Origin of the sequence: [Bacteroides] pectinophilus (assembly GCA_025146925.1) — a bacterium.
Classification (GTDB): Bacteria; Bacillota; Clostridia; order Lachnospirales; family Lachnospiraceae; genus Bacteroides_F; species Bacteroides_F pectinophilus.
On record CP102260.1, the window covers coordinates 2,637,637 to 2,657,442 of the forward strand.

General features: G+C 41.7%; 35 protein-coding genes. 1 reads left to right on the forward strand and 34 read right to left on the reverse strand.

All coding sequences use genetic code 11. The annotated features are described in order from the left end of the window. Window positions 1-127: 127 nt before the first annotated feature. Window positions 128-1,396: a plasmid recombination protein gene (locus tag NQ488_12435; GenBank protein ID UWN95344.1), complete on the reverse strand. Its 1,269-nt coding sequence runs from the start codon at window positions 1,394-1,396 to the stop codon at window positions 128-130. Between the two features lie 61 nt (window positions 1,397-1,457). On the opposite strand from NQ488_12435, the gene NQ488_12440 reads away from it, so the two are divergent. Continuing rightward, window positions 1,458-1,592 (forward strand): hypothetical protein, encoded by a 135-nt coding sequence (locus NQ488_12440; protein UWN95345.1) that lies wholly within the window; start codon window positions 1,458-1,460, stop codon window positions 1,590-1,592. A 183-nt stretch (window positions 1,593-1,775) separates the two neighbouring features. On the opposite strand, the gene rpsI is transcribed toward NQ488_12440, so the two are convergent. The 33 genes from rpsI to rpsS all read right to left on the reverse strand — a co-directional run bounded on the left by rpsI (window position 1,776) and on the right by rpsS (window position 19,797). Then, entirely contained in the window at window positions 1,776-2,186 is a 411-nt protein-coding gene (gene rpsI / locus NQ488_12445) for a 30S ribosomal protein S9 (GenBank protein ID UWN95346.1), read from the reverse strand. Between the two features lie 28 nt (window positions 2,187-2,214). After that, window positions 2,215-2,643 carry a 50S ribosomal protein L13 gene (gene rplM, locus NQ488_12450; GenBank protein ID UWN95347.1) on the reverse strand — a complete coding sequence of 143 codons (429 nt, stop codon included), beginning with the start codon at window positions 2,641-2,643 and terminating at the stop codon, window positions 2,215-2,217. Window positions 2,644-2,880: 237 nt separating this feature from the next. Beyond that, window positions 2,881-3,696: a tRNA pseudouridine(38-40) synthase TruA gene (gene truA, locus NQ488_12455; GenBank protein UWN95348.1), complete on the reverse strand. Its 816-nt coding sequence runs from the start codon at window positions 3,694-3,696 to the stop codon at window positions 2,881-2,883. Further along, complete coding sequence (locus tag NQ488_12460; GenBank protein ID UWN95349.1) at window positions 3,693-4,508, reverse strand: energy-coupling factor transporter transmembrane protein EcfT; 816 nt, start codon at window positions 4,506-4,508, stop codon at window positions 3,693-3,695. The genes truA and NQ488_12460 overlap by 4 nt, the downstream gene beginning before the upstream one ends. Continuing rightward, window positions 4,502-5,362 (reverse strand): energy-coupling factor transporter ATPase, encoded by an 861-nt coding sequence (locus NQ488_12465; protein ID UWN95350.1) that lies wholly within the window; start codon window positions 5,360-5,362, stop codon window positions 4,502-4,504. Before NQ488_12465 ends, NQ488_12460 begins: the two co-directional genes overlap by 7 nt. After that, the gene (locus NQ488_12470) at window positions 5,362-6,267 is read right to left on the reverse strand and encodes an energy-coupling factor transporter ATPase (protein ID UWN95351.1); all 906 of its coding nucleotides are present in this window, start codon (window positions 6,265-6,267) and stop codon (window positions 5,362-5,364) included. Before NQ488_12470 ends, NQ488_12465 begins: the two co-directional genes overlap by 1 nt. Window positions 6,268-6,342: 75 nt before the next feature. Further along, window positions 6,343-6,879: a 50S ribosomal protein L17 gene (locus NQ488_12475; GenBank protein ID UWN95352.1), complete on the reverse strand. Its 537-nt coding sequence runs from the start codon at window positions 6,877-6,879 to the stop codon at window positions 6,343-6,345. Window positions 6,880-7,052: 173 nt separating this feature from the next. After that, on the reverse strand, window positions 7,053-8,012 hold the full coding sequence (locus NQ488_12480; protein UWN95353.1) for a DNA-directed RNA polymerase subunit alpha: 960 nt from the start codon (window positions 8,010-8,012) through the stop codon (window positions 7,053-7,055). Window positions 8,013-8,038: 26 nt separating this feature from the next. Further along, entirely contained in the window at window positions 8,039-8,632 is a 594-nt protein-coding gene (gene rpsD, locus NQ488_12485; protein ID UWN95354.1) for a 30S ribosomal protein S4, read from the reverse strand. An 18-nt stretch (window positions 8,633-8,650) separates the two neighbouring features. Beyond that, window positions 8,651-9,046 (reverse strand): 30S ribosomal protein S11, encoded by a 396-nt coding sequence (gene rpsK / locus NQ488_12490; GenBank protein UWN95355.1) that lies wholly within the window; start codon window positions 9,044-9,046, stop codon window positions 8,651-8,653. Window positions 9,047-9,098: 52 nt separating this feature from the next. Then, on the reverse strand, window positions 9,099-9,470 hold the full coding sequence (rpsM, locus tag NQ488_12495) for a 30S ribosomal protein S13 (protein UWN95356.1): 372 nt from the start codon (window positions 9,468-9,470) through the stop codon (window positions 9,099-9,101). Between the two features lie 309 nt (window positions 9,471-9,779). Then, window positions 9,780-9,893, reverse strand: coding sequence for a 50S ribosomal protein L36 (gene rpmJ / locus NQ488_12500; GenBank protein UWN95357.1), 114 nt, complete (start codon window positions 9,891-9,893; stop codon window positions 9,780-9,782). A gap of 116 nt (window positions 9,894-10,009) precedes the next feature. Continuing rightward, complete coding sequence (gene infA / locus NQ488_12505; GenBank protein UWN95358.1) at window positions 10,010-10,228, reverse strand: translation initiation factor IF-1; 219 nt, start codon at window positions 10,226-10,228, stop codon at window positions 10,010-10,012. A gap of 23 nt (window positions 10,229-10,251) precedes the next feature. After that, window positions 10,252-10,527 carry a KOW domain-containing RNA-binding protein gene (locus NQ488_12510; GenBank protein UWN95359.1) on the reverse strand — a complete coding sequence of 92 codons (276 nt, stop codon included), beginning with the start codon at window positions 10,525-10,527 and terminating at the stop codon, window positions 10,252-10,254. Between the two features lie 21 nt (window positions 10,528-10,548). Further along, window positions 10,549-11,325: a type I methionyl aminopeptidase gene (gene map, locus NQ488_12515; protein ID UWN95360.1), complete on the reverse strand. Its 777-nt coding sequence runs from the start codon at window positions 11,323-11,325 to the stop codon at window positions 10,549-10,551. Between the two features lie 29 nt (window positions 11,326-11,354). Further along, a complete protein-coding gene (locus tag NQ488_12520; GenBank protein ID UWN95361.1) occupies window positions 11,355-11,996 on the reverse strand; it encodes an adenylate kinase in 642 nt (213 codons plus the stop codon). 92 nt (window positions 11,997-12,088) lie between these two features. Further along, on the reverse strand, window positions 12,089-13,414 hold the full coding sequence (secY, locus tag NQ488_12525) for a preprotein translocase subunit SecY (protein UWN95362.1): 1,326 nt from the start codon (window positions 13,412-13,414) through the stop codon (window positions 12,089-12,091). After that, window positions 13,414-13,854: a 50S ribosomal protein L15 gene (gene rplO / locus NQ488_12530; protein UWN95363.1), complete on the reverse strand. Its 441-nt coding sequence runs from the start codon at window positions 13,852-13,854 to the stop codon at window positions 13,414-13,416. Before rplO ends, secY begins: the two co-directional genes overlap by 1 nt. 28 nt (window positions 13,855-13,882) lie before the next feature. Next, a complete protein-coding gene (gene rpmD, locus NQ488_12535) occupies window positions 13,883-14,068 on the reverse strand; it encodes a 50S ribosomal protein L30 (GenBank protein ID UWN95364.1) in 186 nt (61 codons plus the stop codon). A 27-nt stretch (window positions 14,069-14,095) separates the two neighbouring features. Beyond that, window positions 14,096-14,605 carry a 30S ribosomal protein S5 gene (gene rpsE / locus NQ488_12540; protein UWN95365.1) on the reverse strand — a complete coding sequence of 170 codons (510 nt, stop codon included), beginning with the start codon at window positions 14,603-14,605 and terminating at the stop codon, window positions 14,096-14,098. Between the two features lie 24 nt (window positions 14,606-14,629). After that, window positions 14,630-14,998, reverse strand: coding sequence for a 50S ribosomal protein L18 (rplR, locus tag NQ488_12545; GenBank protein UWN95366.1), 369 nt, complete (start codon window positions 14,996-14,998; stop codon window positions 14,630-14,632). Between the two features lie 18 nt (window positions 14,999-15,016). Beyond that, window positions 15,017-15,556, reverse strand: a complete 540-nt coding sequence (rplF, locus tag NQ488_12550; GenBank protein UWN95367.1) for a 50S ribosomal protein L6 — start codon at window positions 15,554-15,556, stop codon at window positions 15,017-15,019. A 35-nt stretch (window positions 15,557-15,591) separates the two neighbouring features. Continuing rightward, window positions 15,592-15,993 (reverse strand): 30S ribosomal protein S8, encoded by a 402-nt coding sequence (rpsH, locus tag NQ488_12555; GenBank protein ID UWN97163.1) that lies wholly within the window; start codon window positions 15,991-15,993, stop codon window positions 15,592-15,594. A 16-nt stretch (window positions 15,994-16,009) separates the two neighbouring features. Next, window positions 16,010-16,195 (reverse strand): type Z 30S ribosomal protein S14, encoded by a 186-nt coding sequence (locus NQ488_12560; protein UWN95368.1) that lies wholly within the window; start codon window positions 16,193-16,195, stop codon window positions 16,010-16,012. An 18-nt stretch (window positions 16,196-16,213) separates the two neighbouring features. Then, window positions 16,214-16,753, reverse strand: a complete 540-nt coding sequence (gene rplE / locus NQ488_12565; protein ID UWN95369.1) for a 50S ribosomal protein L5 — start codon at window positions 16,751-16,753, stop codon at window positions 16,214-16,216. Window positions 16,754-16,775: 22 nt separating this feature from the next. Beyond that, the gene (gene rplX, locus NQ488_12570) at window positions 16,776-17,087 is read right to left on the reverse strand and encodes a 50S ribosomal protein L24 (protein UWN95370.1); all 312 of its coding nucleotides are present in this window, start codon (window positions 17,085-17,087) and stop codon (window positions 16,776-16,778) included. A gap of 15 nt (window positions 17,088-17,102) precedes the next feature. Further along, window positions 17,103-17,471: a 50S ribosomal protein L14 gene (gene rplN, locus NQ488_12575; GenBank protein UWN95371.1), complete on the reverse strand. Its 369-nt coding sequence runs from the start codon at window positions 17,469-17,471 to the stop codon at window positions 17,103-17,105. Window positions 17,472-17,510: 39 nt separating this feature from the next. Beyond that, window positions 17,511-17,768 carry a 30S ribosomal protein S17 gene (rpsQ, locus tag NQ488_12580; GenBank protein UWN95372.1) on the reverse strand — a complete coding sequence of 86 codons (258 nt, stop codon included), beginning with the start codon at window positions 17,766-17,768 and terminating at the stop codon, window positions 17,511-17,513. 46 nt (window positions 17,769-17,814) lie between these two features. Next, entirely contained in the window at window positions 17,815-18,012 is a 198-nt protein-coding gene (gene rpmC / locus NQ488_12585; protein ID UWN95373.1) for a 50S ribosomal protein L29, read from the reverse strand. Further along, a complete protein-coding gene (rplP, locus tag NQ488_12590; GenBank protein ID UWN95374.1) occupies window positions 18,002-18,439 on the reverse strand; it encodes a 50S ribosomal protein L16 in 438 nt (145 codons plus the stop codon). Before rplP ends, rpmC begins: the two co-directional genes overlap by 11 nt. Beyond that, window positions 18,439-19,095 (reverse strand): 30S ribosomal protein S3, encoded by a 657-nt coding sequence (gene rpsC, locus NQ488_12595; GenBank protein ID UWN95375.1) that lies wholly within the window; start codon window positions 19,093-19,095, stop codon window positions 18,439-18,441. Before rpsC ends, rplP begins: the two co-directional genes overlap by 1 nt. A 15-nt stretch (window positions 19,096-19,110) precedes the next feature. Beyond that, window positions 19,111-19,497: a 50S ribosomal protein L22 gene (gene rplV, locus NQ488_12600; GenBank protein ID UWN95376.1), complete on the reverse strand. Its 387-nt coding sequence runs from the start codon at window positions 19,495-19,497 to the stop codon at window positions 19,111-19,113. 24 nt (window positions 19,498-19,521) lie between these two features. Beyond that, a complete protein-coding gene (gene rpsS / locus NQ488_12605; GenBank protein UWN95377.1) occupies window positions 19,522-19,797 on the reverse strand; it encodes a 30S ribosomal protein S19 in 276 nt (91 codons plus the stop codon). Window positions 19,798-19,806: the final 9 nt, after the last annotated feature.

The window sequence follows — 19,806 nt, forward strand, 5'->3', positions numbered from 1 at the left end:
AAATAATATATTTAAGTTTATTTTTATAACCTTTTTTGTTATTATATCATCTAGTACAATCGAACACAAGTTCTTTTTATTAAAAGGCTTTCATCCGATTTTAATTTTACCAAATGTAAGCCTTTCCCTACCTTTCTCCATACACCTCCCACAATCTCTTCTGCTCCGCTCCTATCCTCAATATTTCCTGCAAATCTCTTGCCATCGCCTCAACATTAGCATCCATCTGTTCAACTGTACCAGTACGATTACCTGCCGTAATCTCCCATTGAACACTCTCTTTTGAGTAATATTCCTTAGTCTCCACATTCATATATCCATACACCAAATATGAATAACCATCACTTTTCTCTAGAAACACCGGTACCACTTCTCCTTTAGAAGTTTTCCATCTCATCAGCCTTGGAAACCAACACAAGCCTTCTTTTATCAGTTCTTTGAATGCTTCAAGCAGCTTGCCCAGCTCATTCAATATTCCACGGAATGAGTTTCCTGCCTCTATTATCTTATCTGCTTCGACCTGATTAGCATATTCTTCTATTGTAGGTGCAAATAATCTGAATGACGATACAAAATTCTTGATTCTATCAAGTAATATCGTAGCATCTTCTGCTTTTTCAATAGCACTTGCCAACTCTTCATTTACCGATTGAAGTTCTGACCTCTTTTCGTCAAGTTCAATTGATATCTGTTTTGATTCTCTACTATCCATTTCTAATAGTGACTTAGTAATCCGCCGCATACTTTCCAGGCATGAAATATCAGACTCCAGTTTTTCTTTTTTATACGTATATTCTTTTTCAATAGCTTTATTTGCCTTAACTGCCCTATCCGATTCTTCCACCTGCTTTTGTAATTGTGTCAAATGCTTTGTCTCCTGAGCCACCTTATACTCTGCAACGGATAAATCGTGATTTCGACCTTTCGACTTTTCTTTTATCTGTTCTCCAAACCAGTCATCAACTTCTTTATTTGCCACCTCACGAAGCTCATCCTGCAGCACTCTTGATAACACATCTTTAGTGAATACCTTACGTTTTGACACCTGCTTGCTAAAACCTTTCTTATATCCATCTGCCACAGGAACTCCAACAATGTGCATATGCGGGCTATCCTCATCAAGATGAACCACAGCATTTGCAACTACAAACTGTGGAAGCCTCTTTCTAAGCTCGTCCAGAATTATCTGATATGACAATTTCATATATGACTTCATATCATCAAATTGCTTCCAGAACTCCCTGTCGCCTATTTGAATTATTATTTCAACTGCCATATCCTGTTCCTTACCTGCCACATGTTCAAAATAATCTTCGATTTTCCGGTCTTGTCGTGTCTGCTTTTTATTATATTCTTCTAATGCCTCATCGAATTCTTTATGATATACTGTTTTCACATCATCAATAAGATTTGATGTTAATCGTACACCGCATTGCTGCAGACACGCATGCATCTCAATGTTAGCAGAAGCTGGTATTAACCAGACGATTATCAAAAAGATTGCGGGGCACTCAGGTGCAATGACACTCACAGAGAAAGTGTATACCCACTTTGATATAAAGGAGCTTGCAGATGCGATTAATAAGATTTAAACAAAGAAAAGGACATTCCCCAGTATCTCTACTGAAAAATGTCCTATACATATCAATATCTTTGTTGCATACCTGCTGCATATGTGTTGCATTCGATGTAAATTCCAGCACATCTGACGGCATTCCACAACTTCTGTAACCCTTGAAAAATGGGCTTTTCTTGATATCTTCGTTCTTGAAAGATTATCTCTTTGAGAACTGTGGAGCACGACGTGCAGCCTTGAGACCGTACTTCTTTCTCTCCTTCATTCTTGGATCTCTTGTGAGGTATCCTGCCTTCTTAAGAAGTGGACGATACTGCTCTGAATCTACCTCAAGAAGAGCTCTTGAAATACCGTGACGAACTGCGCCTGCCTGACCTGTGTATCCACCGCCGTGAACATTAACGATTACGTCATACTTGTCTGTTGTCTCTGTGAGAACTAATGGCTGACGTACAACAACCTTAAGTGTCTCAAGACCAAAGTAATCTTCGATATCTCTCTTATTGATTGTGATATTACCTGTACCAGGTACTAAATATACTCTAGCAATACTGCTTTTTCTTCTACCTGTTCCGTAGAACTTTGCCTTAGCTTTGCTTGTTCTAGCCAATGTTATATCCTCCTTATTCGTTCCTTAATTAAAATGTCAGTACTTCCGGCTTCTGTGCAGCCTGCTCATGCTCTGGGCCTGCGTATACGTGAAGCTTCTTGAACATTTCTCTACCTAAAGGTCCCTTTGGAAGCATACCCTTAACTGCAAGTTCGATAACTCTCTCAGGCTTCTTTGCCATCATTTCCTTAAGTGTAGTCTCTTTCATTCCGCCTACATAATCTGAATGGCTGTAATAGATCTTCTGATCCATCTTCTTACCTGTAACCTTAATCTTATCTGCATTAATAACGATTACATAATCGCCTGTATCAATATTAGGTGTATAAGTTGGCTTGTGCTTTCCTCTAAGAACTGCTGCCACCTGAGATGACAGACGACCTAATGTATACTGAGAAGCGTCAACCACATACCATTTTCTTTCAATTGTTGATGGACTAGCCACAAAACTCTTCATCGGTTTTCCTCCTGATAATTTTAAAAAGTAACTGTTGTTTTTATGATTAAATGCTTATCCGGGGCTAATGGCTAAGCACCTATCTAACTGAATATAATTATTTGAATATATTAATTGGATACAAATAATACAATAAAACTATAAAAGTATGTCTGCTACAGATTCATACGCCCATACCAAGCGCACCATAAGATTATATAATATACAGACTGTCATGTCAATATTTTTTTCATAGTTTCATAGTTTCGTGCCTACATGCTTAATCTCAATCAGCGTCAGTCCCTGTGGCGGCGCTGTTGGACCTGCAAGCTCCCTGTTGCATCCGTCAAGTGCCTCTTTGACGCTTAACGGTGTACGTCTCTTACAGCCTGCATCTATGAGTGTTCCGGCTATTATACGCACCATATTATAAAGGAATCCATTGCCGCTGACACGGATTACAATCTCACGTCCCCTGTCAAGGTCAAACTTCTCTCCCCCGTCTTCATCCTCACTGTCCGGCACATCCCTGCTAAGACTCCGTCCGGTTACTTCAATGGAATATATCGTACGCACCGTTGTCTCAGCCTGCGTATTAACAGAGCAGAAGCTCTTGAAATCATGTTCACCCAAAAGGTACTGCGCAGCCTCATTCATAGTCTCCAAATCAAGTGCGTAATGACAGAAAAATGTATTATTCCTCATCTGCGGAAGTCTGAAGGTTCTGTTAAGTATATGGTATTCGTATGTCTTGATTGTACTGCAATGTCTCGGATGATAGTCCGGTGGCACCTCGCATGACTTCTGCACCACTATGTCTTCCGGCAGTCTGGCATTAAGCGCATAGGCAAATTTTTCTGCCGGTATTCTCGATTCCGTATCAAATACAGCAATATTTCCAAGTGCATGTACACCTGCATCGGTACGGCTTGCCCCGATAACCCGGATATTCTCGCCGCATATACTGCTGAGCGCAGCATTAAGCCTTCCTTCAATCGTATCAGCATTATTCTGCACCTGCCATCCGCTGTATTTGGTTCCGTCATATGCAACTATAAGCTTTATACGTCTCATATCAGTGCTCCGCCTCTCAGCACACGTATGGCAATCATAAGCGCAAGGTACAGTGCAAGCACCAGATATGCCCTGTGGTCACATGCCTTGTACTTAAGCGGGCGCATCTTGGTTCTTCCTTCACCACCATGATAGCAGCGTGCTTCCATCGCTGTTGCAAGCTCATTGGCGCGTCTGAATGCCGACACGAACAACGGCACAAGAATCGGTATCATTGCCTTGGCACGCTGCATAAGGCTGCCATGCTCAAAATCAGCGCCTCTTGCCATCTGCGCCTTCATTATCTTATCTGTCTCTTCTATAAGAATCGGTATAAATCTCAACGCAATCGACATCATCATTGCTATCTCATGCACGGGAACTCTTACCTTATTAAGGAATCCAAGTCCTTTTTCAAGCCCGTCTGTAAGGTCATTAGGCGTTGTTGTAAGCGTCATAAGTGATGAACCGATTATAAGATAAATAAGCCTTATAACCATAAATGATGCCATCTCCACGCCTTCCCATGTAAGACGGAATATCCAGAACTGCACTATAGGCTCTCCGTCCGTGAGAAACAGGTTAAACACTGCACTGAATATAGCAATGAACACAATACTCTTAAGTCCTCTTACCATGAACTTGAATGGTACGTTGGATATCTTAATCATGGCTGCCAGAAACAGTGTGGCGATAACGTACATAATGATATTGCGTCCGAGGAACAATGATATAAGAAATACCATCGTTCCCACAAGCTTAACTCTTGGGTCGAGCTTATGTATCGGAGACTGTGTCTGGTAATATTGTCCAATAGTAATATCTTTTAACATGTCTTAATCCCTTTATAAAGCCTCAGAATACTCTCCTTAGCTTCCTCTATCGTAATCGCATCAGTATCTACGTCAAGTCCTGCGCCACGCAGTTCATTCATTATATATGTTACGTCCGGTGCAGCAAGTCCTACCCGCTCAAGCTCTTTGTAATGTGCAAATACATTGCGCGGCTTATCGTCATATATAAGCTGTCCCTGATTCATGACCATGATTCTGTCAACATAACGTGCAACATCCTCCATGCTGTGGGATACAAGAATTACTGCAATCCCTGTCTCATCATGAAGCTTTCTTATATGTCCGAGTATCTCGTCGCGCCCCTTTGGGTCAAGTCCCGCTGTAGGCTCATCAAGAATCAGATAATCAGGTCTCATTGCAAGCACACCCGCTATCGCCGCACGCCTCTTCTGGCCTCCCGACAGGTCAAACGGTGACTGGTAATAAAGATTCTCCTCAAGTCCTACAAGGCGCAGTGCCTCGAATGCCCTGAGCTGCACATCCTTCTCGGAAAGTCCCTGATTACGCGGTCCGAAGCACACATCCTTGAATATGTCCGTCTCAAACAACTGATGCTCCGGATACTGGAACACAAGTCCTACCTTGTTACGGAGCTTACGCATGTCATAATCTTTATCGTAAATGTCTTCGCCGTCAAAGAAAATGTTGCCGCTTGTTGCCTTTATAATGCCGTTCATATGCTGTATGAGCGTTGATTTGCCCGAACCTGTATGTCCTATAAGTCCTATAAATTCACCTTTGTCGATTGCACAGCTTACATCCTTAAGAGCATGCTTTTCAAAACCCGAACCTGCCTCATATGTATAATTAACCTTATCAAGTATCAGTGCCATTACTTTGCACCTCCGTTCTTTGGTGCTCCGGCATCAGCCATGCACTTCTTAAGAGCATCCCTGAACTCTTCGTGTGTAAGTATCCCGTCAGGCATGTCAAGTCCTGACTTCTTAAGCTCATATGCAAGCTCTGTAACCTGCGGCACATCAAGCCTCAGCTCCTTAAGCCTGTCTACCTGTGAGAATATCTCCCTTGGCTTTCCCTGCATCACAAGCTTACCGTCATCCATTACAAAGACCTTGTCTGCATCTATTACCTCATCCATGTAATGTGTTATAAGTATTATAGTCACTCCTTCACGCCTGTTAAGCTCATGAAGGACTTTCATTACATCCTTGCGTCCGTGTGGGTCAAGCATCGCCGTCGGCTCATCAAGGACTATACACTTCGGTTTCATTGCCACAATACCTGCAATGGCTATTCTCTGCTTCTGTCCGCCTGAGAGCTTATTAGGTGAAGCGTTGCGGTATTCGTACATTCCGACCGCCTTAAGGCTCTTTTCCACACGTTCCCATATCTCTTCTGATGGTACACCTATATTCTCGGGTCCAAATGCTACCTCCTCATCTACAAGTGTACATACAATCTGATTGTCCGGATTCTGAAAGACCATTCCGGCACTCTGTCTTATATCTAAAAGACGCTCCTCGTCAGAGGTATCAATTCCGTCAACATACAGTGTTCCCTCCGTAGGATACAGGAGTGCATTGATATGCTTTGCAAATGTTGACTTCCCCGAACCGTTATGTCCAAGCACGGCAATAAAATCACCCTTCTGCATTGTGAGACTTACATTGTCCACAGCGGTTGTGATTCCTTCAACATTGCCCTCTTCGTCGCGTCTGTAATATTCAAATGTTACGTTCTCAGCTACTATTATATCCTCATGATTTTTAAGGCTCATGCATATTCCTTCCCATGGTATGGCAAAGGCACAACAGCATACACCGTTGTGCCCCACCTTTATCATGTACAATTATTATACTAACTCAAGTACAACTTCCATTGCAGCATCGCCCTTACGTGGTCCGATCTTAATGATTCTTGTATAACCACCCTTGCGATCTACATACTTAGGTGCGATCTCATCGAAAAGCTTTGCAACAAGATCAACTTCCTTTGTATTCTTCTTGCGTCCGGCTGCCTCTGTAGGAACCTCAGTTACTGTGTAAAGCTCCTTAAGCATAAGATGTCTTGCATGAAGACGTGAAGGCTTATCCTTCTTGATTGTCTTCTCTACTGACTCATATACTGTAACCTTCTTGCCATCAACAACTTCCTTAACTCTCTTGCCTTCAGCGTCCTTCTTAGGAACCTTAGCTGTAACTGTTACTTCCTCGAAGTTATCCTTCTCCTTAACAGCGAGTGTGATAAGGTGCTCAGCAATCTTTCTTACTTCCTTAGCTCTTGCCTCAGTTGTAACAATCTTACCATTGTTGATAAGTGCTGTAACCTGGCTTCTTAATAAAGCCTTTCTCTGGCTTGATGTTCTTCCAAGCTTTCTATACTTTGCCATTGATATCCTCCTTCTCCGCTTATGCGGCAACATACGGTACCGGCAAGCACCGAATGCCGTAACCACGCTTCTTTGGACTTACTGGTTACTTGTTATTATGGAAACACGCAGTACCATGCTTCTTTGGACTTACTGGTCTGCGCGTAACACTACTTCTTAATAATCAATCGGTATCAGTCTTCGTTAGGGCTGAGCTGTAAGCCAAGCTCCTTAAGCTTTGCAAGAACTTCCTCAAGTGACTTGCGACCAAGGTTACGAACCTTCATCATGTCATCAGGTGTCTTATTGCAAAGTTCTTCAACCGTATTGATACCGGCTCTCTTAAGACAGTTGTATGAACGAACTGAAAGCTCAAGTTCATCTATTGTCATCTCAAGAACCTTCTCATGCTCATCTGTGCTCTCTTCAACCATTATCTCAGCTGTCTTAGCGTTCTCTGAAAGATCAATGAACAGGTTAAGGTGTTCGCTGAGTACCTTGGCAGCAAGGCTTACAGCCTCGTCCGGAGCAAGTGTGCCATTAGTATATACATCAAGTGTGAGCTTATCATAGTCTGTAACCTGACCAACACGGGTATTCTGAACAGCCATATTGACACGCTCAACAGGTGTGTAGATAGAATCTACAGCGATAACTCCAACAGGAGTATCCTCTGTCTTATTCTTATCTGAACTTACATATCCTCTGCCCTTTGTGATTGTAAGCTCCATAGAGAGCTTACAACCATCACCGCCGTTAAGATGTGCGATGACAAGGTCAGGATTAATAATCTCAATATCTCCATCAGTCTGAATATCAGATGCCTTAACAACACCCTCACCTTCAAACTCGATGTATGCTGTCTTAGGTTCGTCTGAGTCGCTGTTGTTCTTGATAGCTAAATTCTTGATGTTCATGATGATTTCGGTTACATCTTCCTTAACACCCGGAATTGAACTGAATTCGTGCAACACGCCTTCGATCTTTACCTGACTAACTGCAGCGCCCGGTAATGAAGACAACATGATTCTTCTTAATGAATTACCAAGTGTTGTGCCATAACCTCTTTCAAGTGGTTCTACAACAAATCTTCCGTACTTTTTGTCATCAGAGATTGTTGCAATCTCAATTTTAGGTTTCTGAAAATCGAACACTATTTAGCCCTCCTTATTAATTGGTATTACTTAGAATACAACTCGACGATAAGCATCTCGTTAACAGGGACATCAATGATATCTCTTGTTGGGACTGCCTTTACTGAACCCTTAAGAGCTTCTGCATCAGCCTCAAGCCACTCTGGAACTACTCTTCCGCTTGTAGCATCAAGGATCTGCTTATATCTCTCTGAGCCCTTTGACTTCTCTCTGATTTCGATAACATCACCAGCCTTAACAAGGTATGATGGGATGTTTACGCGCTTGCCGTTAACAAGAACATGCTTGTGATCTACGATCTGTCTGGCTTCCTTTCTTGTTCTTGCAAAGCCCATTCTGAAAATAACGTTGTCAAGTCTGAGCTCAAGTAAGATCATAAGGTTCTCACCTGACTGGCCTGACATCTTCTCTGCCTTCTTATAGTAGTTGCGGAAAGGCTTCTCAAGTACACCATAGATGAACTTTGCCTTCTGCTTCTCTCTAAGCTGAAGACCATACTCGCTGATCTTTCTTCCAGCGTTCTTAGCCTTTCTCTTAGACTTCTTATCTACACCTAAATATATTGGATCAAGATCTAATGATCTGCATCTCTTAAGAACAGGAACTCTATTAACTGCCATCTTATCCTAACCTCCTAATTAGACTCTTCTACGCTTTGGTGGACGGCATCCGTTGTGTGGAACTGGTGTAACGTCCTTAATGCTTGTTACTGTAAGACCTGCTGCTGAAAGTGCGCGGATTGCTGCCTCTCTGCCTGAGCCCGGTCCCTTTACCATAACATCTACTGACTTAAGTCCATGAATAAGAGCAGCCTTTGTAGCTGTCTCTGCTGCCATCTGTGCAGCATATGGAGTTGACTTCTTAGAGCCTCTGAATCCAAGTCCGCCGGCACTTGCCCATGAAAGAGCATTACCTTCTGCGTCTGTCAATGTAACGATTGTATTGTTAAAAGATGACTGAATGTGTGCCTGTCCGTGCTCAACATTCTTCTTAACACGCTTCTTTGTCACTTTTTTTGTAACTTTCTGAGCCATTGTTAAACAAACCTCCTGATAATTTTGACTTAAAGATTGATTATATTATCAATTACTTCTTCTTATTAGCTACTGTCTTCTTAGGACCCTTGCAAGTTCTTGCGTTAGTCTTAGTCTTCTGACCTCTGCATGGGAGTCCCTTTCTATGACGGATTCCACGGTAGCATCCGATTTCCTTAAGTCTCTTGATGTTCATAGCGATGTCTCTTCTGAGATCACCTTCAACAAGGATGTTGTCATTCTCAATTACGTCACGAATCTTTGCTACTTCTTCGTCTGTTAAATCTCTAACGCGAGTATCAGGATTAACCTGAGCCTCTGCGAGGATACGATTTGATGTTACTCTACCTATTCCATAGATATAAGTAAGACCAATTTCAACACGTTTTTCTCTTGGTAAGTCTACACCTGCAATACGAGCCATGTGCTTATTATACCTCCGTTAATATTCTTATTCATTCTTCACTTATGATCGGATAACACGTACGCAGCTCGTCACTTGTGACGCCTGAAATGTGTGCGCAGCACTAAACCGTCATTATATATAATAGTAATAATCCGTGCCCGGCGGCGTTATACAACGTTGCCTGCCGTATCATCACTGCAGCCGCAAAACTATTGTTGGGATGTGATATCCACTTCCCGGTTCATGCCATAAGGCATGTACATGCAAAAAGACAGGAAGATAGCATCTTTCCTGCGATAAAGGACTCGGTATTATCCTTTAGACATATTAGCCCTGTCTCTGCTTGTGCTTAGGGTTCTCACAGATAATTCTGATACTTCCCTTTCTTTTGATGACTTTGCATTTCTCGCAAATTGGTTTAACTGATGATCTAACCTTCATTGCCAAAGCCTCCTTTCAAAAAAGTACGTTTGTTATTATATCACATATAAAATGTGAATAGCAAGAATAAATTTACAAATATATAAAAATATTTTTAAAAATATTACTGTCTGTGCTTACTTATCTCTCCAGATAATTCTGCCCTTAGTAAGGTCATATGGTGAGAGCTCAATTGTTACCTTATCACCAGGAAGGATTCGGATAAAATTCATACGGAGCTTTCCACTGATATGTGCAAGTACCTGATGGCCATTCTCAAGCTCAACCTGGAACATTGCATTAGGAAGCTTCTCAACTACCTTACCTTCGATTTCGATTACATCTGATTTTGACATTTAAATCCTCCTCATAAAACTGATTATTGATTATTCTGATTATATAACTTCAGGCTTCTTCTTACATCTTCATTCGTTATCTCCAGTCCCGAATCCAGCTTTGCTGCAATTTCTTCTGCCTGCGATGCAATAAACTGAAGATGTTTCTCTTTCTTTTTCTTGGGATTGCTTACTTCTTTAAGTCTCCCGTCAGAAAGATACACGAATCTGTCGTCCCTGTCAAGTATAACATACAGGGTATCTTTGTCATGCCCGGCCTTCGACCTCGCAAAATATCCTTTTTTAAAGCGTTCAATCATAACTGTTACTCCTGCGCTGCTTTATAAATACTTTGCTGCTTCTTCTTTGGAAAGAGATAATATCTCAGGTCCGTTGTCTGTTATAAGAATTGTATTCTCATAATGGGCTGAAAGTGAATGGTCTGCGGTAAGTACTGTCCAGCCGTCATCCATCCATTTGACATTCTCCGTTCCTATGTTAATCATAGGCTCAACAGCAAGCGTCATTCCGCTTACAAGCTTCATGCCTCTGTGTGGCTGTCTGAAATTAGGCACCTGAGGATCCTCGTGAAGATTGCTGCCTACTCCGTGACCTACAAGCTCCCGTACTATGCCATAGCCGTAAGGCTCTACATAGTCTGCTATAGCATTGGATATCTCAAAGAGATGTCCTCCGTTAACTGCTTTCTTAATTCCTTCAAAGAAGCTGTGTCTTGTAACATCAATAAGCTGCTGCGCCTCTTTGCTTATCTCGCCAACACCATGTGTTCTTGCAGCATCTGAGTGATATCCTTTATATATAACACCGGCATCAAGGCTTACTATATCACCTTCATGCAGGACATGCTTCCTGTCTGGTATACCGTGAACGACTTCGTCATTAACAGATACACATATTGATGCAGGATAACCTTCATAATTCAGAAAGGAGGGTTCACAGCCATAGCTCTTGATAATGTCGTATCCGACCTGATCTATGTGCTTTGTCGTAATCCCCGGTTCAATTATCTTAGCGAGTTCTTCATGCACGATGGCAAGAATTCTTCCCGCCTCGCGCATTAACTCTATCTCTCTTTGTGACTTTACTGATACTGACATATCTATCCTCTTATATAATATACCCGGGATTAACCAAGTATCTTAACTATTGAGTTAAATACTTCGTCCATATCAACAGTTCCATCAACCTCTTTCATGATTCCCTGCTTAGCATAGTAATCAATAAGTGGCTGTGTCTGCTTGTGATATACATCAAGTCTGTTCTTGACTGTCTCAGGCTTGTCGTCATCACGAAGTATAAGCTTCTCGCCGCATGCATCACATATACCCTCAACCTTGGTAGGGTTATACTTGATATGGTATGTTGCACCACATCCTACACATGCACGTCTGCCTGACATACGGTTGATGATATTCTCATCAGGCACTTCTACGTTAATTGCGTAATCAACCTTCTCACCAATTGCCTTAAGAGCCTCGTCAAGAGCCTCTGCCTGAGGTATTGTACGTGGGAAACCGTCAAGTACATAACCGTTAGCACAATCCGGCTCCTTAAATCTATCTATAACCAAGTCTACAACGAGTGAATCCGGAACAAGCTCACCCTTATCCATGTATGTCTTGGCTTTCTTTCCAAGTTCTGTTCCGTTCTTTATGTTGGCCCTGAAGATATCACCTGTTGAGATGTGTGGAATTGAATACTTCTCAGCGATTCTTTTAGCCTGTGTTCCCTTACCTGCGCCTGGCGCACCTAACATAATAATCTTCATATGACACCACCTGTTCTTAAATAGCGTTATAACGCATGCGCGAAAATATAATCTTCACGCATACGTTATCCGCCTGTCTATGTTCAAATATATTAATCTGACAAAAATCCTTTGTAATATCTCTTAGCCATCATTGACTCGATCTGCTTAGCTGTCTCAAGTACTACACCAACTATGATTATGATTGATGTTCCACCGAATGACACGCTTGCATTGAACAGACCTGAGCAAAGGATTGGAACCAGTGCAACTACCATAAGGAAAACTGCACCGATAAGTACAATATAATTCAATACCCTGTTCAGATAATCGCTTGTAGGCTTACCCGGATTAATTCCCGGAATAACACCGCTCTGCCTTCTAAGATTATTGGCAATCTCAAGCGGGTTGAATGTAATAGATGTATAGAAATATGCAAATACTACAATCAGTATAAGGTATACAAGCAATCCGATTGAATACTTCCAATCAGACGTTCTGCACCAATATGATGAGCTTAAGTATCTAGTCCACTCATGCTGCTTAGTTGAAAACAGCTGAACAAGGATTACCGGGAACTGCATCAGTGATGATGCAAAGATAATTGGCATAACGCCTGCGGTATTGACCTTAAGCGGAATGTTCGTTGTACGGCCACCCTGATAAGGAAGCTTACCTGCGCCGTTGATCTTATTGGCATAGCGAACTTCAATTCTTCTCTCGCCGTCCTGGAGGAAGCATATGAATGCTACCAGGGCAACAAGGATTGCTAATATGATTGCAGCGGCAAGAACACCCTTAGCGATGCTCTGCGGCTTAACGAACTGCTCAAAAAGCACTACCATATCTTCCGGAATGCTGGAAATGATATTGACAAGAAGTACGATTGATATACCATTGCCTACGCCATTTTCAGTGATTCTTTCACCAATCCACATAAGAATTGCTGAACCTGCAGTCAGTGTTGCAATAACAACTATAATGCTTGCAACATAGTGAACTGTACTCATTCCCTTATAGCCGGCAATAAGCCCCTGCTTACCAAAGCCAACTGCCATGGCGATACTCTGTATAAGGGCAAGACCAACAGTCACATATCTTGTAATGGCTGCCATCTTTCTTCTTCCATCTTCGCCCTCTTTCTGCATCTCCTCTAACTTAGGAATTGCAATTGTGAGAAGCTGGATGATAATGGATGATGTAATATAAGGAGTTATACTCAGTGCAAATACCGACATTCTCTCAAAAGAACCGCCGGTAAATGCATCGAGAAGGCTTAAATCCTCAACCTTGTTCAAAAGTGTACTAAAATACTCTGTGTCGACACCCGGAATCGGTACTAAGCTACCGATTCTCATGATGACAATCATTGCAAATGTATAAAGAAGTTTGTTTCTGATTTCCTTAATCTTTAATGCATTACAGAGTGTTTTGAGCATTAGCACACCTCACATGTTCCGCCAAGTGCTTCGATCTTTTCCTTAGCTGCTGCACTGAAGCTGTTAACCTTAACATTAAGCTTCTTTGTAAGTTCACCATTGCCAAGAATCTTAACGCCATCCTTAGGATTGCTTACTAAACCTGACTCAACTAATGCTGCAATAGTAACCTCAGTACCGTTTTCGAATCTCTCAAGTGCGCTGACATTGATAGCTACGATTTCCTTGTGGTTTCTGCATGTGAAACCTCTCTTAGGAATTCTTCTATACAATGGCATCTGACCACCTTCAAAGCCTGGTCTTGGAGCTCCTGAACGAGCCTTCTGACCCTTATGACCCTTACCGGCTGTCTTGCCATTACCTGAACCATGTCCACGGCCTCTTCTGAAATTATCGCTCTTAACTGATCCTGCTGCAGGACTTAAATTTGATAAATCCATTATGGCACCTCCTTCTAATCAATAATTATTACATTTCCTCTACTTTCAACATGTAACCAATCTGCTGAATCTGTCCTCTTGTTGCTGCATTGTCTGGAAGTGTAACTGTCTTATGCATCTTTGTAAGACCCATAGCTTCAACAGTTCTTCTATGCTTAGGAACAGCACCGATTGGAGACTTAATTAAAGTAATCTTTAACATCTTATCTGCCATTTTACTAATCCTCCAAATTCACAACAATTAATCATATAACTCAGCTACTGACTTACCGCGGAGCTTTGCAACTTCCTCAGGTGTCTTTAACTGGCTAAGGCCCTCGATTGTAGCAAGAACTACGTTCTGCTTATTGTTTGAGCCTAATGACTTTGTACGGATATTCTTGACACCTGCAAGCTCAAGTACGGCACGCGCAGGACCACCTGCGATAAGACCGGTACCTTCTGGAGACTTCTTAAGAAGTACGCTTGCACTTCCGAACTTTCCGATAAAATCATGTGGAACACTATTATTCTCATCACGTGCTACTGTAACGAGATGCTTCATAGCATCTTCCTTACCCTTACGGATAGCTTCAGGAATTTCGATTGACTTACCAACGCCTGCACCTACGTGACCATTGCCATCACCAACAACTACGAGTGCTGCAAAGCGGAAGTTACGTCCACCCTTAACAACCTTTGTTACACGCTTGATTGATACTACCTTTTCTGTAAGCTCTAACTGACTAGCATCAACGATTGTACGTTTCATATTGTTTGTTTCCTTTCTTCAATATTAGAATTCAAGACCAGCTTCTCTAGCTGCATCAGCTAAAGCCTGGATCTTTCCCTGATATATGAATCCGCCTCTATCAAAGACAACAGTTGTAATATTCTTCTCTAAAGCTCTCTTTGCAATTACAGTACCTAAGTATGCAGCTGCATCAACGTTATTAGTTTTCTCGAGCTCAGCCTTAACTTCCTTCTGAAGTGTTGATGCTGAAACGAGTGTCTTACCAACTGTATCGTCAATAATCTGAGCGTACATATGATTATTGCTTCTAAACACAGCTAAACGTGGTCTCTCAGCTGTACCGCTGAAACGATTACGTAATTTTCTATGCTTATTCTCACGAACTTCTGTTCTTGACTTCTTACTAACCATCTTTGTTCACTCCTTTAATTATTTCTTACCAGTCTTACCGACCTTACGTCTAATAACCTCATCAGCGTACTTGATACCCTTGCCCTTATATGGCTCTGGAGCTCTCTTGCCTCTGATTTCAGCAGCGTACTGGCCAACTTTTTCTTTATCAATACCCTTAACAGTGATCTTGTTATCCTCAACTACAGACTCAAGGCCTTCAGGATCTTCCATCTCTACCGGATGTGAGTATCCAAGTGAAAGAACAAGCTTCTTACCCTGCTTCTGAGCTCTGTAACCAACACCGTTAATCTCAAGTGTCTTTGCGTAACCTTCTGTTACACCTGTAACCATATTAGCGATAAGAGTTCTTGTAAGACCATGAAGTGACTTCATCTTCTTAAGATCATTAGGTCTTGTTACAACAACCTCTCCATTCTCTAACTTAATGTCCATCTCTGATGGAAGCACTCTCTCAAGTGTTCCCTTAGGACCCTTTACAGTCACCTTATTATTTTCTGCTATCTCAACAGTAACACCTGCCGGAACAGCGATAGGCATTCTTCCTATACGTGACATGCCGTGCACCTCCTAAAATTGTGAGTGATTTATAATTACCAAACAAATGCAAGAACTTCTCCACCAACGTTGAGCTTTCTTGCTTCCTTATCGGTAACAACGCCCTGGTTTGTTGAAATGATTGCGATTCCAAGTCCATTAAGAACCTTAGGAAGCTCTTCCTTATTTGCGTAAACACGAAGACCCGGCTTAGAAATTCTCTTAAGTCCTGTTATAATCTTCTCGTTCTTATCCTTACCATACTTTAATGTAATACGGATATCTTTGAAATTACCGTTGTCAACAAGCTCAAAGCTCTTGATATAACCTTCCTTGAGAAGAATCTCAGCAATTGAGATCTTCATCTTTGATGCAGGAACATCAACTGTATCATGCTTTGCAGTGTTGGCATTACGGATTCTAGTAAGCATATCTGCTATTGGATCTGTCATTGAAATGTACCTCCTATACTAATTACCAAGATGCTTTCTTAACGCCAGGGATCTGACCCTTGTAAGCTAATTCACGGAAGCAAATTCTGCAGATTCCGTATTTTCTTAAATATGCATGTGGACGGCCACAGATTCTACATCTTGTATATTCTCTTGTAGAGAACTTCTGTGGTCTCTGCTGCTTAATCTTCATTGAAGTCTTAGCCATTGAATTTCCCTCCTGTTATTACTTCTTAAAAGGCATGTTGAACTGTGTAAGGAGCTCTCTTGCTTCCTCATCAGTCTTTGCTGTTGTTACGATGATAACGTCCATACCTCTAACCTTGTCGATCTTATCATACTCGATCTCAGGGAAGATGATCTGCTCCTTGATACCAAGTGCATAGTTACCTCTTCCGTCAAATGAATCAGCGCTTACGCCTCTGAAGTCACGTACTCGTGGAAGTGAAAGGTTAACAAGTCTGTCAAGGAACTCGTACATTCTGTCTCCACGAAGTGTAACCTTGCATCCAAGAGGCATACCCTCTCTGATCTTGAAGTTAGCGATTGAATTCTTAGCTCTTGTGAGAACCGCCTTCTGTCCGGCGATTGTCTCAAGCTCCTTCATTGCTACATCAAGAATCTTTGAGTTTTCCTTAGCCTCACCGATTGCCATATTGATTACTATCTTATCAAGCTTTGGTACTTCCATAGGGTTCTTATAACCGAACTTCTTTACCATAGCATCCTTAATCTGATCATTATATAAATCTTTAAGTCTACTCAATTTTCCTGACCTCCTCTCTCAATTAATCGATTACTTCACCAGTTGACTTTGCTACACGAACCTTCTTCTCATCCTGGAATGTGTATCCAATCTTTGTTGTCTTACCGTTATGAACATACATAACGTTAGAAATGTCGATTGGAGCCTCGTGGTGGAGGATTCCGCCCTGCTGGTTAGCTGCGCTTGGCTTAGCATGCTTTGTAATCATGTTAACACCTTCAACTACAACCTTACCCTTCTTGGCATCAATTGAAAGAACTTTTCCTTCCTTATCCTTATCCTTACCTGCGATTACTCTTACGAGATCGTTCTTCTTAATTCTGACAGCTGACATTCTCTCGGTACCTCCTTATAATACTTCCGGAGCAAGAGAAACAATCTTCATGAACTGCTTATCTCTCAGCTCTCTTGCCACTGGTCCAAAAATACGTGTTCCTCTTGGTGTCTTATCATCCTTGATGATAACAGCAGCATTCTCGTCAAATTTAATATAGGAACCGTCTTTACGACGTGTACTCTTAACAGTACGAACAACAACGGCCTTAACAACATCGCCCTTCTTTACAACACCGCCTGGTGTTGCATCTTTAACAGTAGCAACGATAACATCGCCGATGCTTGCATATCTTCTGGTTGAACCACCCATAACACGGATGCAGAGGATTTCTCTGGCGCCTGTATTGTCGGCAACCTTAAGTCTGGTTTCCTGTTGAATCATGATATTACTCCTTTCAGCAATATTCGATATTATTCTATATTACTTCGCTCTACTGATGAGCTCTACAACTCTCCATCTCTTATCCTTTGAGAGCGGTCTTGTCTCCATGACCTTAACTACATCACCGATCATGTATTCGTTGTTCTCATCATGAGCCTTAAGCTTATATGTTCTGTTTACAATCTTCTTGTAAAGTGGATGCTTAACGTGGTCTTCTACTGCAACAACGACTGTCTTATCCATCTTATTGCTTACAACTCTACCTGTACGAGTTTTTCTTAAATTTCTCTCTTCCACGACAAATATCTCCTTTCTGGGAATCTGTCCATTCAGTTACCGGCAATTACTTAGATGCTGCCATAACTGTCTGGATTCTTGCGATATTTCTACGAACTTCCTTAATTCTTGCAGTGTTCTCCAACTGATTTGTTGCATTCTGCAGTCTGAGGTTAAAAAGTTCCTTCTTAGCAGCTACTAATTCATCATTCAATTCTGCAGCTGATTTTGTTCTTAAATCTTCTACATACTTATTAGTTTTCACTGTTATCACCGCCTTCTAAATCTGCACGTGAAACGATCTTGCACTTGCAAGGAAGCTTATGTGTTGCGAGACGTAAAGCTTCTTTTGCAACATCTTCAGGAACGCCTGAGATTTCGAACATTACACGACCTGGTTTAACGACTGCTACCCAATACTCAAGATTACCTTTACCTTTACCCATACGAACACCGATAGGCTTCTGAGTTACAGGCTTATCAGGGAAAATCTTAATGAATACCTTACCACCACGCTTAATGTAACGTGTCATGGCAATACGGGCTGCTTCTATCTGGTTTGATTTGATCCAACATGGCTCCATTGCAACGATACCATACTCACCGTTGCTGATCTTATTACCTCTTGTTGCCTTACCGGCCATTGAGCCACGGAACTGTCTACGATATTTAACTCTCTTAGGTAGTAACATTACTGCTCGCTCCCTTCCTTAACTGTTTTTGTTGGAAGTACCTCTCCTTCATATATCCAAACCTTAACACCGACCTTACCGTATGTTGTGTTTGCCTCAGCAAAACCATAGTTGATGTCAGCACGTAATGTCTGAAGTGGAATTGTACCATCGCTATAGAACTCAGTACGAGCCATATCTGCTCCACCGAGACGGCCTGAGCAAGATGTCTTGATACCCTTAGCTCCTGCCTTCATTGTTCTGCCCATGCAAGATTTCATTGCTCTTCTGAATGAGATACGATTCTCAAGCTGCTGTGCAATATTTTCAGCTACAAGCTGAGCATCCTTGTCTGGTCTCTTAACTTCCTTAATATCGATTGAAAGCTTCTTATCTGTTAACTTCTGAACGTCCTTCTTAAGGTTCTCAATCTCTGCTCCACCCTTACCGATTACGATACCAGGCTTTGCTGTGTGAATGATAATCTTAAGTCTGTCTGTTGTACGCTCCATCTCTATTCTTGAAATGCCTGCGCTGTAAAGTCTCTTCTTAAGAAACTTTCTTATATTATAATCTTCAACGAGGTTATCTGCAAAATTATCTTCTGCATACCACTTTGAGTCCCAGTCCTTAATAACACCGACTCTTAAGCCATGTGGATTAACTTTCTGTCCCATATGATACTCCTTTCATTATCTTTCATTAAGCACGATTGTGATGTGGCTCATTCTCTTCTCGATTCTGTAAGCCCTACCCTGTGCTCTTGGATGAATTCTCTTCATTGTAGGTCCCTTGTTTGCGTAGCACTCTTCAATATAGAGCTTTGAAGGATCCATTCCATTGTTGTTCTCAGCGTTAGCGATAGCTGATTCCAATAACTTCTTTATTAATGATGAAGCATATCTTGGGTTGTAAGTTACGATACCAAGTGCTGTAGCAACGTCCTTACCTCTGATTGCATCTAATACGAAACATGCCTTCTGTACTGATACTCTGGCATATGATAACTTAGCTGAAGGTCTTGTATCCTTAACAGCGTTTCTTTCTCTCTTGATCTTTGATCTATGTCCGCTAGCCATGAGTGAACCTCCTTTCAACAAATATTATCTTGTCTTCTTTTCGTCTTTGCCATGTCCTCTGTAAGTTCTTGTTGCAACGAACTCACCGAGCTTGTGACCAACCATGTCCTCTGTAACATATACAGGCACATGCTTTCTGCCGTCATGAACTGCGATTGTATGTCCAACCATTGATGGGAAAATTGTTGAGCGTCTTGACCATGTCTTAACAACCTGCTTATCGTTAGCAGCGTTAAGGGCATCAATCTTCTTTAATAAGCTCTCATCCGCAAATGGTCCTTTTTTAAGTGAACGAGCCATAGGTTCTAA

Bases quoted from the DNA above. Each gene is read 5' to 3' on its own strand.
- rplR (UWN95366.1), bottom strand. From the start codon at position 14,998: ATGGTTAGTAAGAAGTCAAGAACAGAAGTTCGTGAGAATAAGCATAGA.
- rplV (UWN95376.1), bottom strand. From the start codon at position 19,497: ATGGCTAGCGGACATAGATCAAAGATCAAGAGAGAAAGAAACGCTGTT.
- rpsS (UWN95377.1), bottom strand. From the start codon at position 19,797: ATGGCTCGTTCACTTAAAAAAGGACCATTTGCGGATGAGAGCTTATTA.
- secY (UWN95362.1), bottom strand. From the start codon at position 13,414: ATGCTCAAAACACTCTGTAATGCATTAAAGATTAAGGAAATCAGAAAC.
- rpmJ (UWN95357.1), bottom strand. From the start codon at position 9,893: ATGAAGGTTAGATCATCAGTTAAACCAATTTGCGAGAAATGCAAAGTC.
- rpsC (UWN95375.1), bottom strand. From the start codon at position 19,095: ATGGGACAGAAAGTTAATCCACATGGCTTAAGAGTCGGTGTTATTAAG.
- rplX (UWN95370.1), bottom strand. From the start codon at position 17,087: ATGTCAGCTGTCAGAATTAAGAAGAACGATCTCGTAAGAGTAATCGCA.
- rplP (UWN95374.1), bottom strand. From the start codon at position 18,439: ATGTTACTACCTAAGAGAGTTAAATATCGTAGACAGTTCCGTGGCTCA.
- NQ488_12440 (UWN95345.1), top strand. From the start codon at position 1,458: ATGTTAGCAGAAGCTGGTATTAACCAGACGATTATCAAAAAGATTGCG.
- rpsD (UWN95354.1), bottom strand. From the start codon at position 8,632: ATGGCAGTTAATAGAGTTCCTGTTCTTAAGAGATGCAGATCATTAGAT.
- NQ488_12460 (UWN95349.1), bottom strand. From the start codon at position 4,508: ATGTTAAAAGATATTACTATTGGACAATATTACCAGACACAGTCTCCG.
- NQ488_12520 (UWN95361.1), bottom strand. From the start codon at position 11,996: ATGAAGATTATTATGTTAGGTGCGCCAGGCGCAGGTAAGGGAACACAG.
- rpsM (UWN95356.1), bottom strand. From the start codon at position 9,470: ATGGCTCGTATTGCAGGTGTAGACTTACCAAGAGAAAAACGTGTTGAA.
- NQ488_12465 (UWN95350.1), bottom strand. From the start codon at position 5,362: ATGGCACTGATACTTGATAAGGTTAATTATACATATGAGGCAGGTTCG.
- NQ488_12510 (UWN95359.1), bottom strand. From the start codon at position 10,527: ATGATTGAACGCTTTAAAAAAGGATATTTTGCGAGGTCGAAGGCCGGG.
- rplO (UWN95363.1), bottom strand. From the start codon at position 13,854: ATGGATTTATCAAATTTAAGTCCTGCAGCAGGATCAGTTAAGAGCGAT.
- rplM (UWN95347.1), bottom strand. From the start codon at position 2,643: ATGAAGAGTTTTGTGGCTAGTCCATCAACAATTGAAAGAAAATGGTAT.
- NQ488_12470 (UWN95351.1), bottom strand. From the start codon at position 6,267: ATGAGCCTTAAAAATCATGAGGATATAATAGTAGCTGAGAACGTAACA.
- rpsE (UWN95365.1), bottom strand. From the start codon at position 14,605: ATGAAACGTACAATCGTTGATGCTAGTCAGTTAGAGCTTACAGAAAAG.
- rplF (UWN95367.1), bottom strand. From the start codon at position 15,556: ATGTCACGTATAGGAAGAATGCCTATCGCTGTTCCGGCAGGTGTTACT.
- rpmD (UWN95364.1), bottom strand. From the start codon at position 14,068: ATGGCAGATAAGATGTTAAAGATTACTTTAATTAAGTCTCCAATCGGT.
- truA (UWN95348.1), bottom strand. From the start codon at position 3,696: ATGAGACGTATAAAGCTTATAGTTGCATATGACGGAACCAAATACAGC.
- map (UWN95360.1), bottom strand. From the start codon at position 11,325: ATGTCAGTATCAGTAAAGTCACAAAGAGAGATAGAGTTAATGCGCGAG.
- rpsK (UWN95355.1), bottom strand. From the start codon at position 9,046: ATGGCTCAGAAAGTTACAAAAAAAGTGACAAAGAAGCGTGTTAAGAAG.
- rplN (UWN95371.1), bottom strand. From the start codon at position 17,471: ATGATTCAACAGGAAACCAGACTTAAGGTTGCCGACAATACAGGCGCC.
- NQ488_12475 (UWN95352.1), bottom strand. From the start codon at position 6,879: ATGGCAAAGTATAGAAAGCTTGGAAGAACATCAAGCCAGAGAAAGGCT.
- infA (UWN95358.1), bottom strand. From the start codon at position 10,228: ATGTCAAAATCAGATGTAATCGAAATCGAAGGTAAGGTAGTTGAGAAG.
- NQ488_12560 (UWN95368.1), bottom strand. From the start codon at position 16,195: ATGGCTAAGACTTCAATGAAGATTAAGCAGCAGAGACCACAGAAGTTC.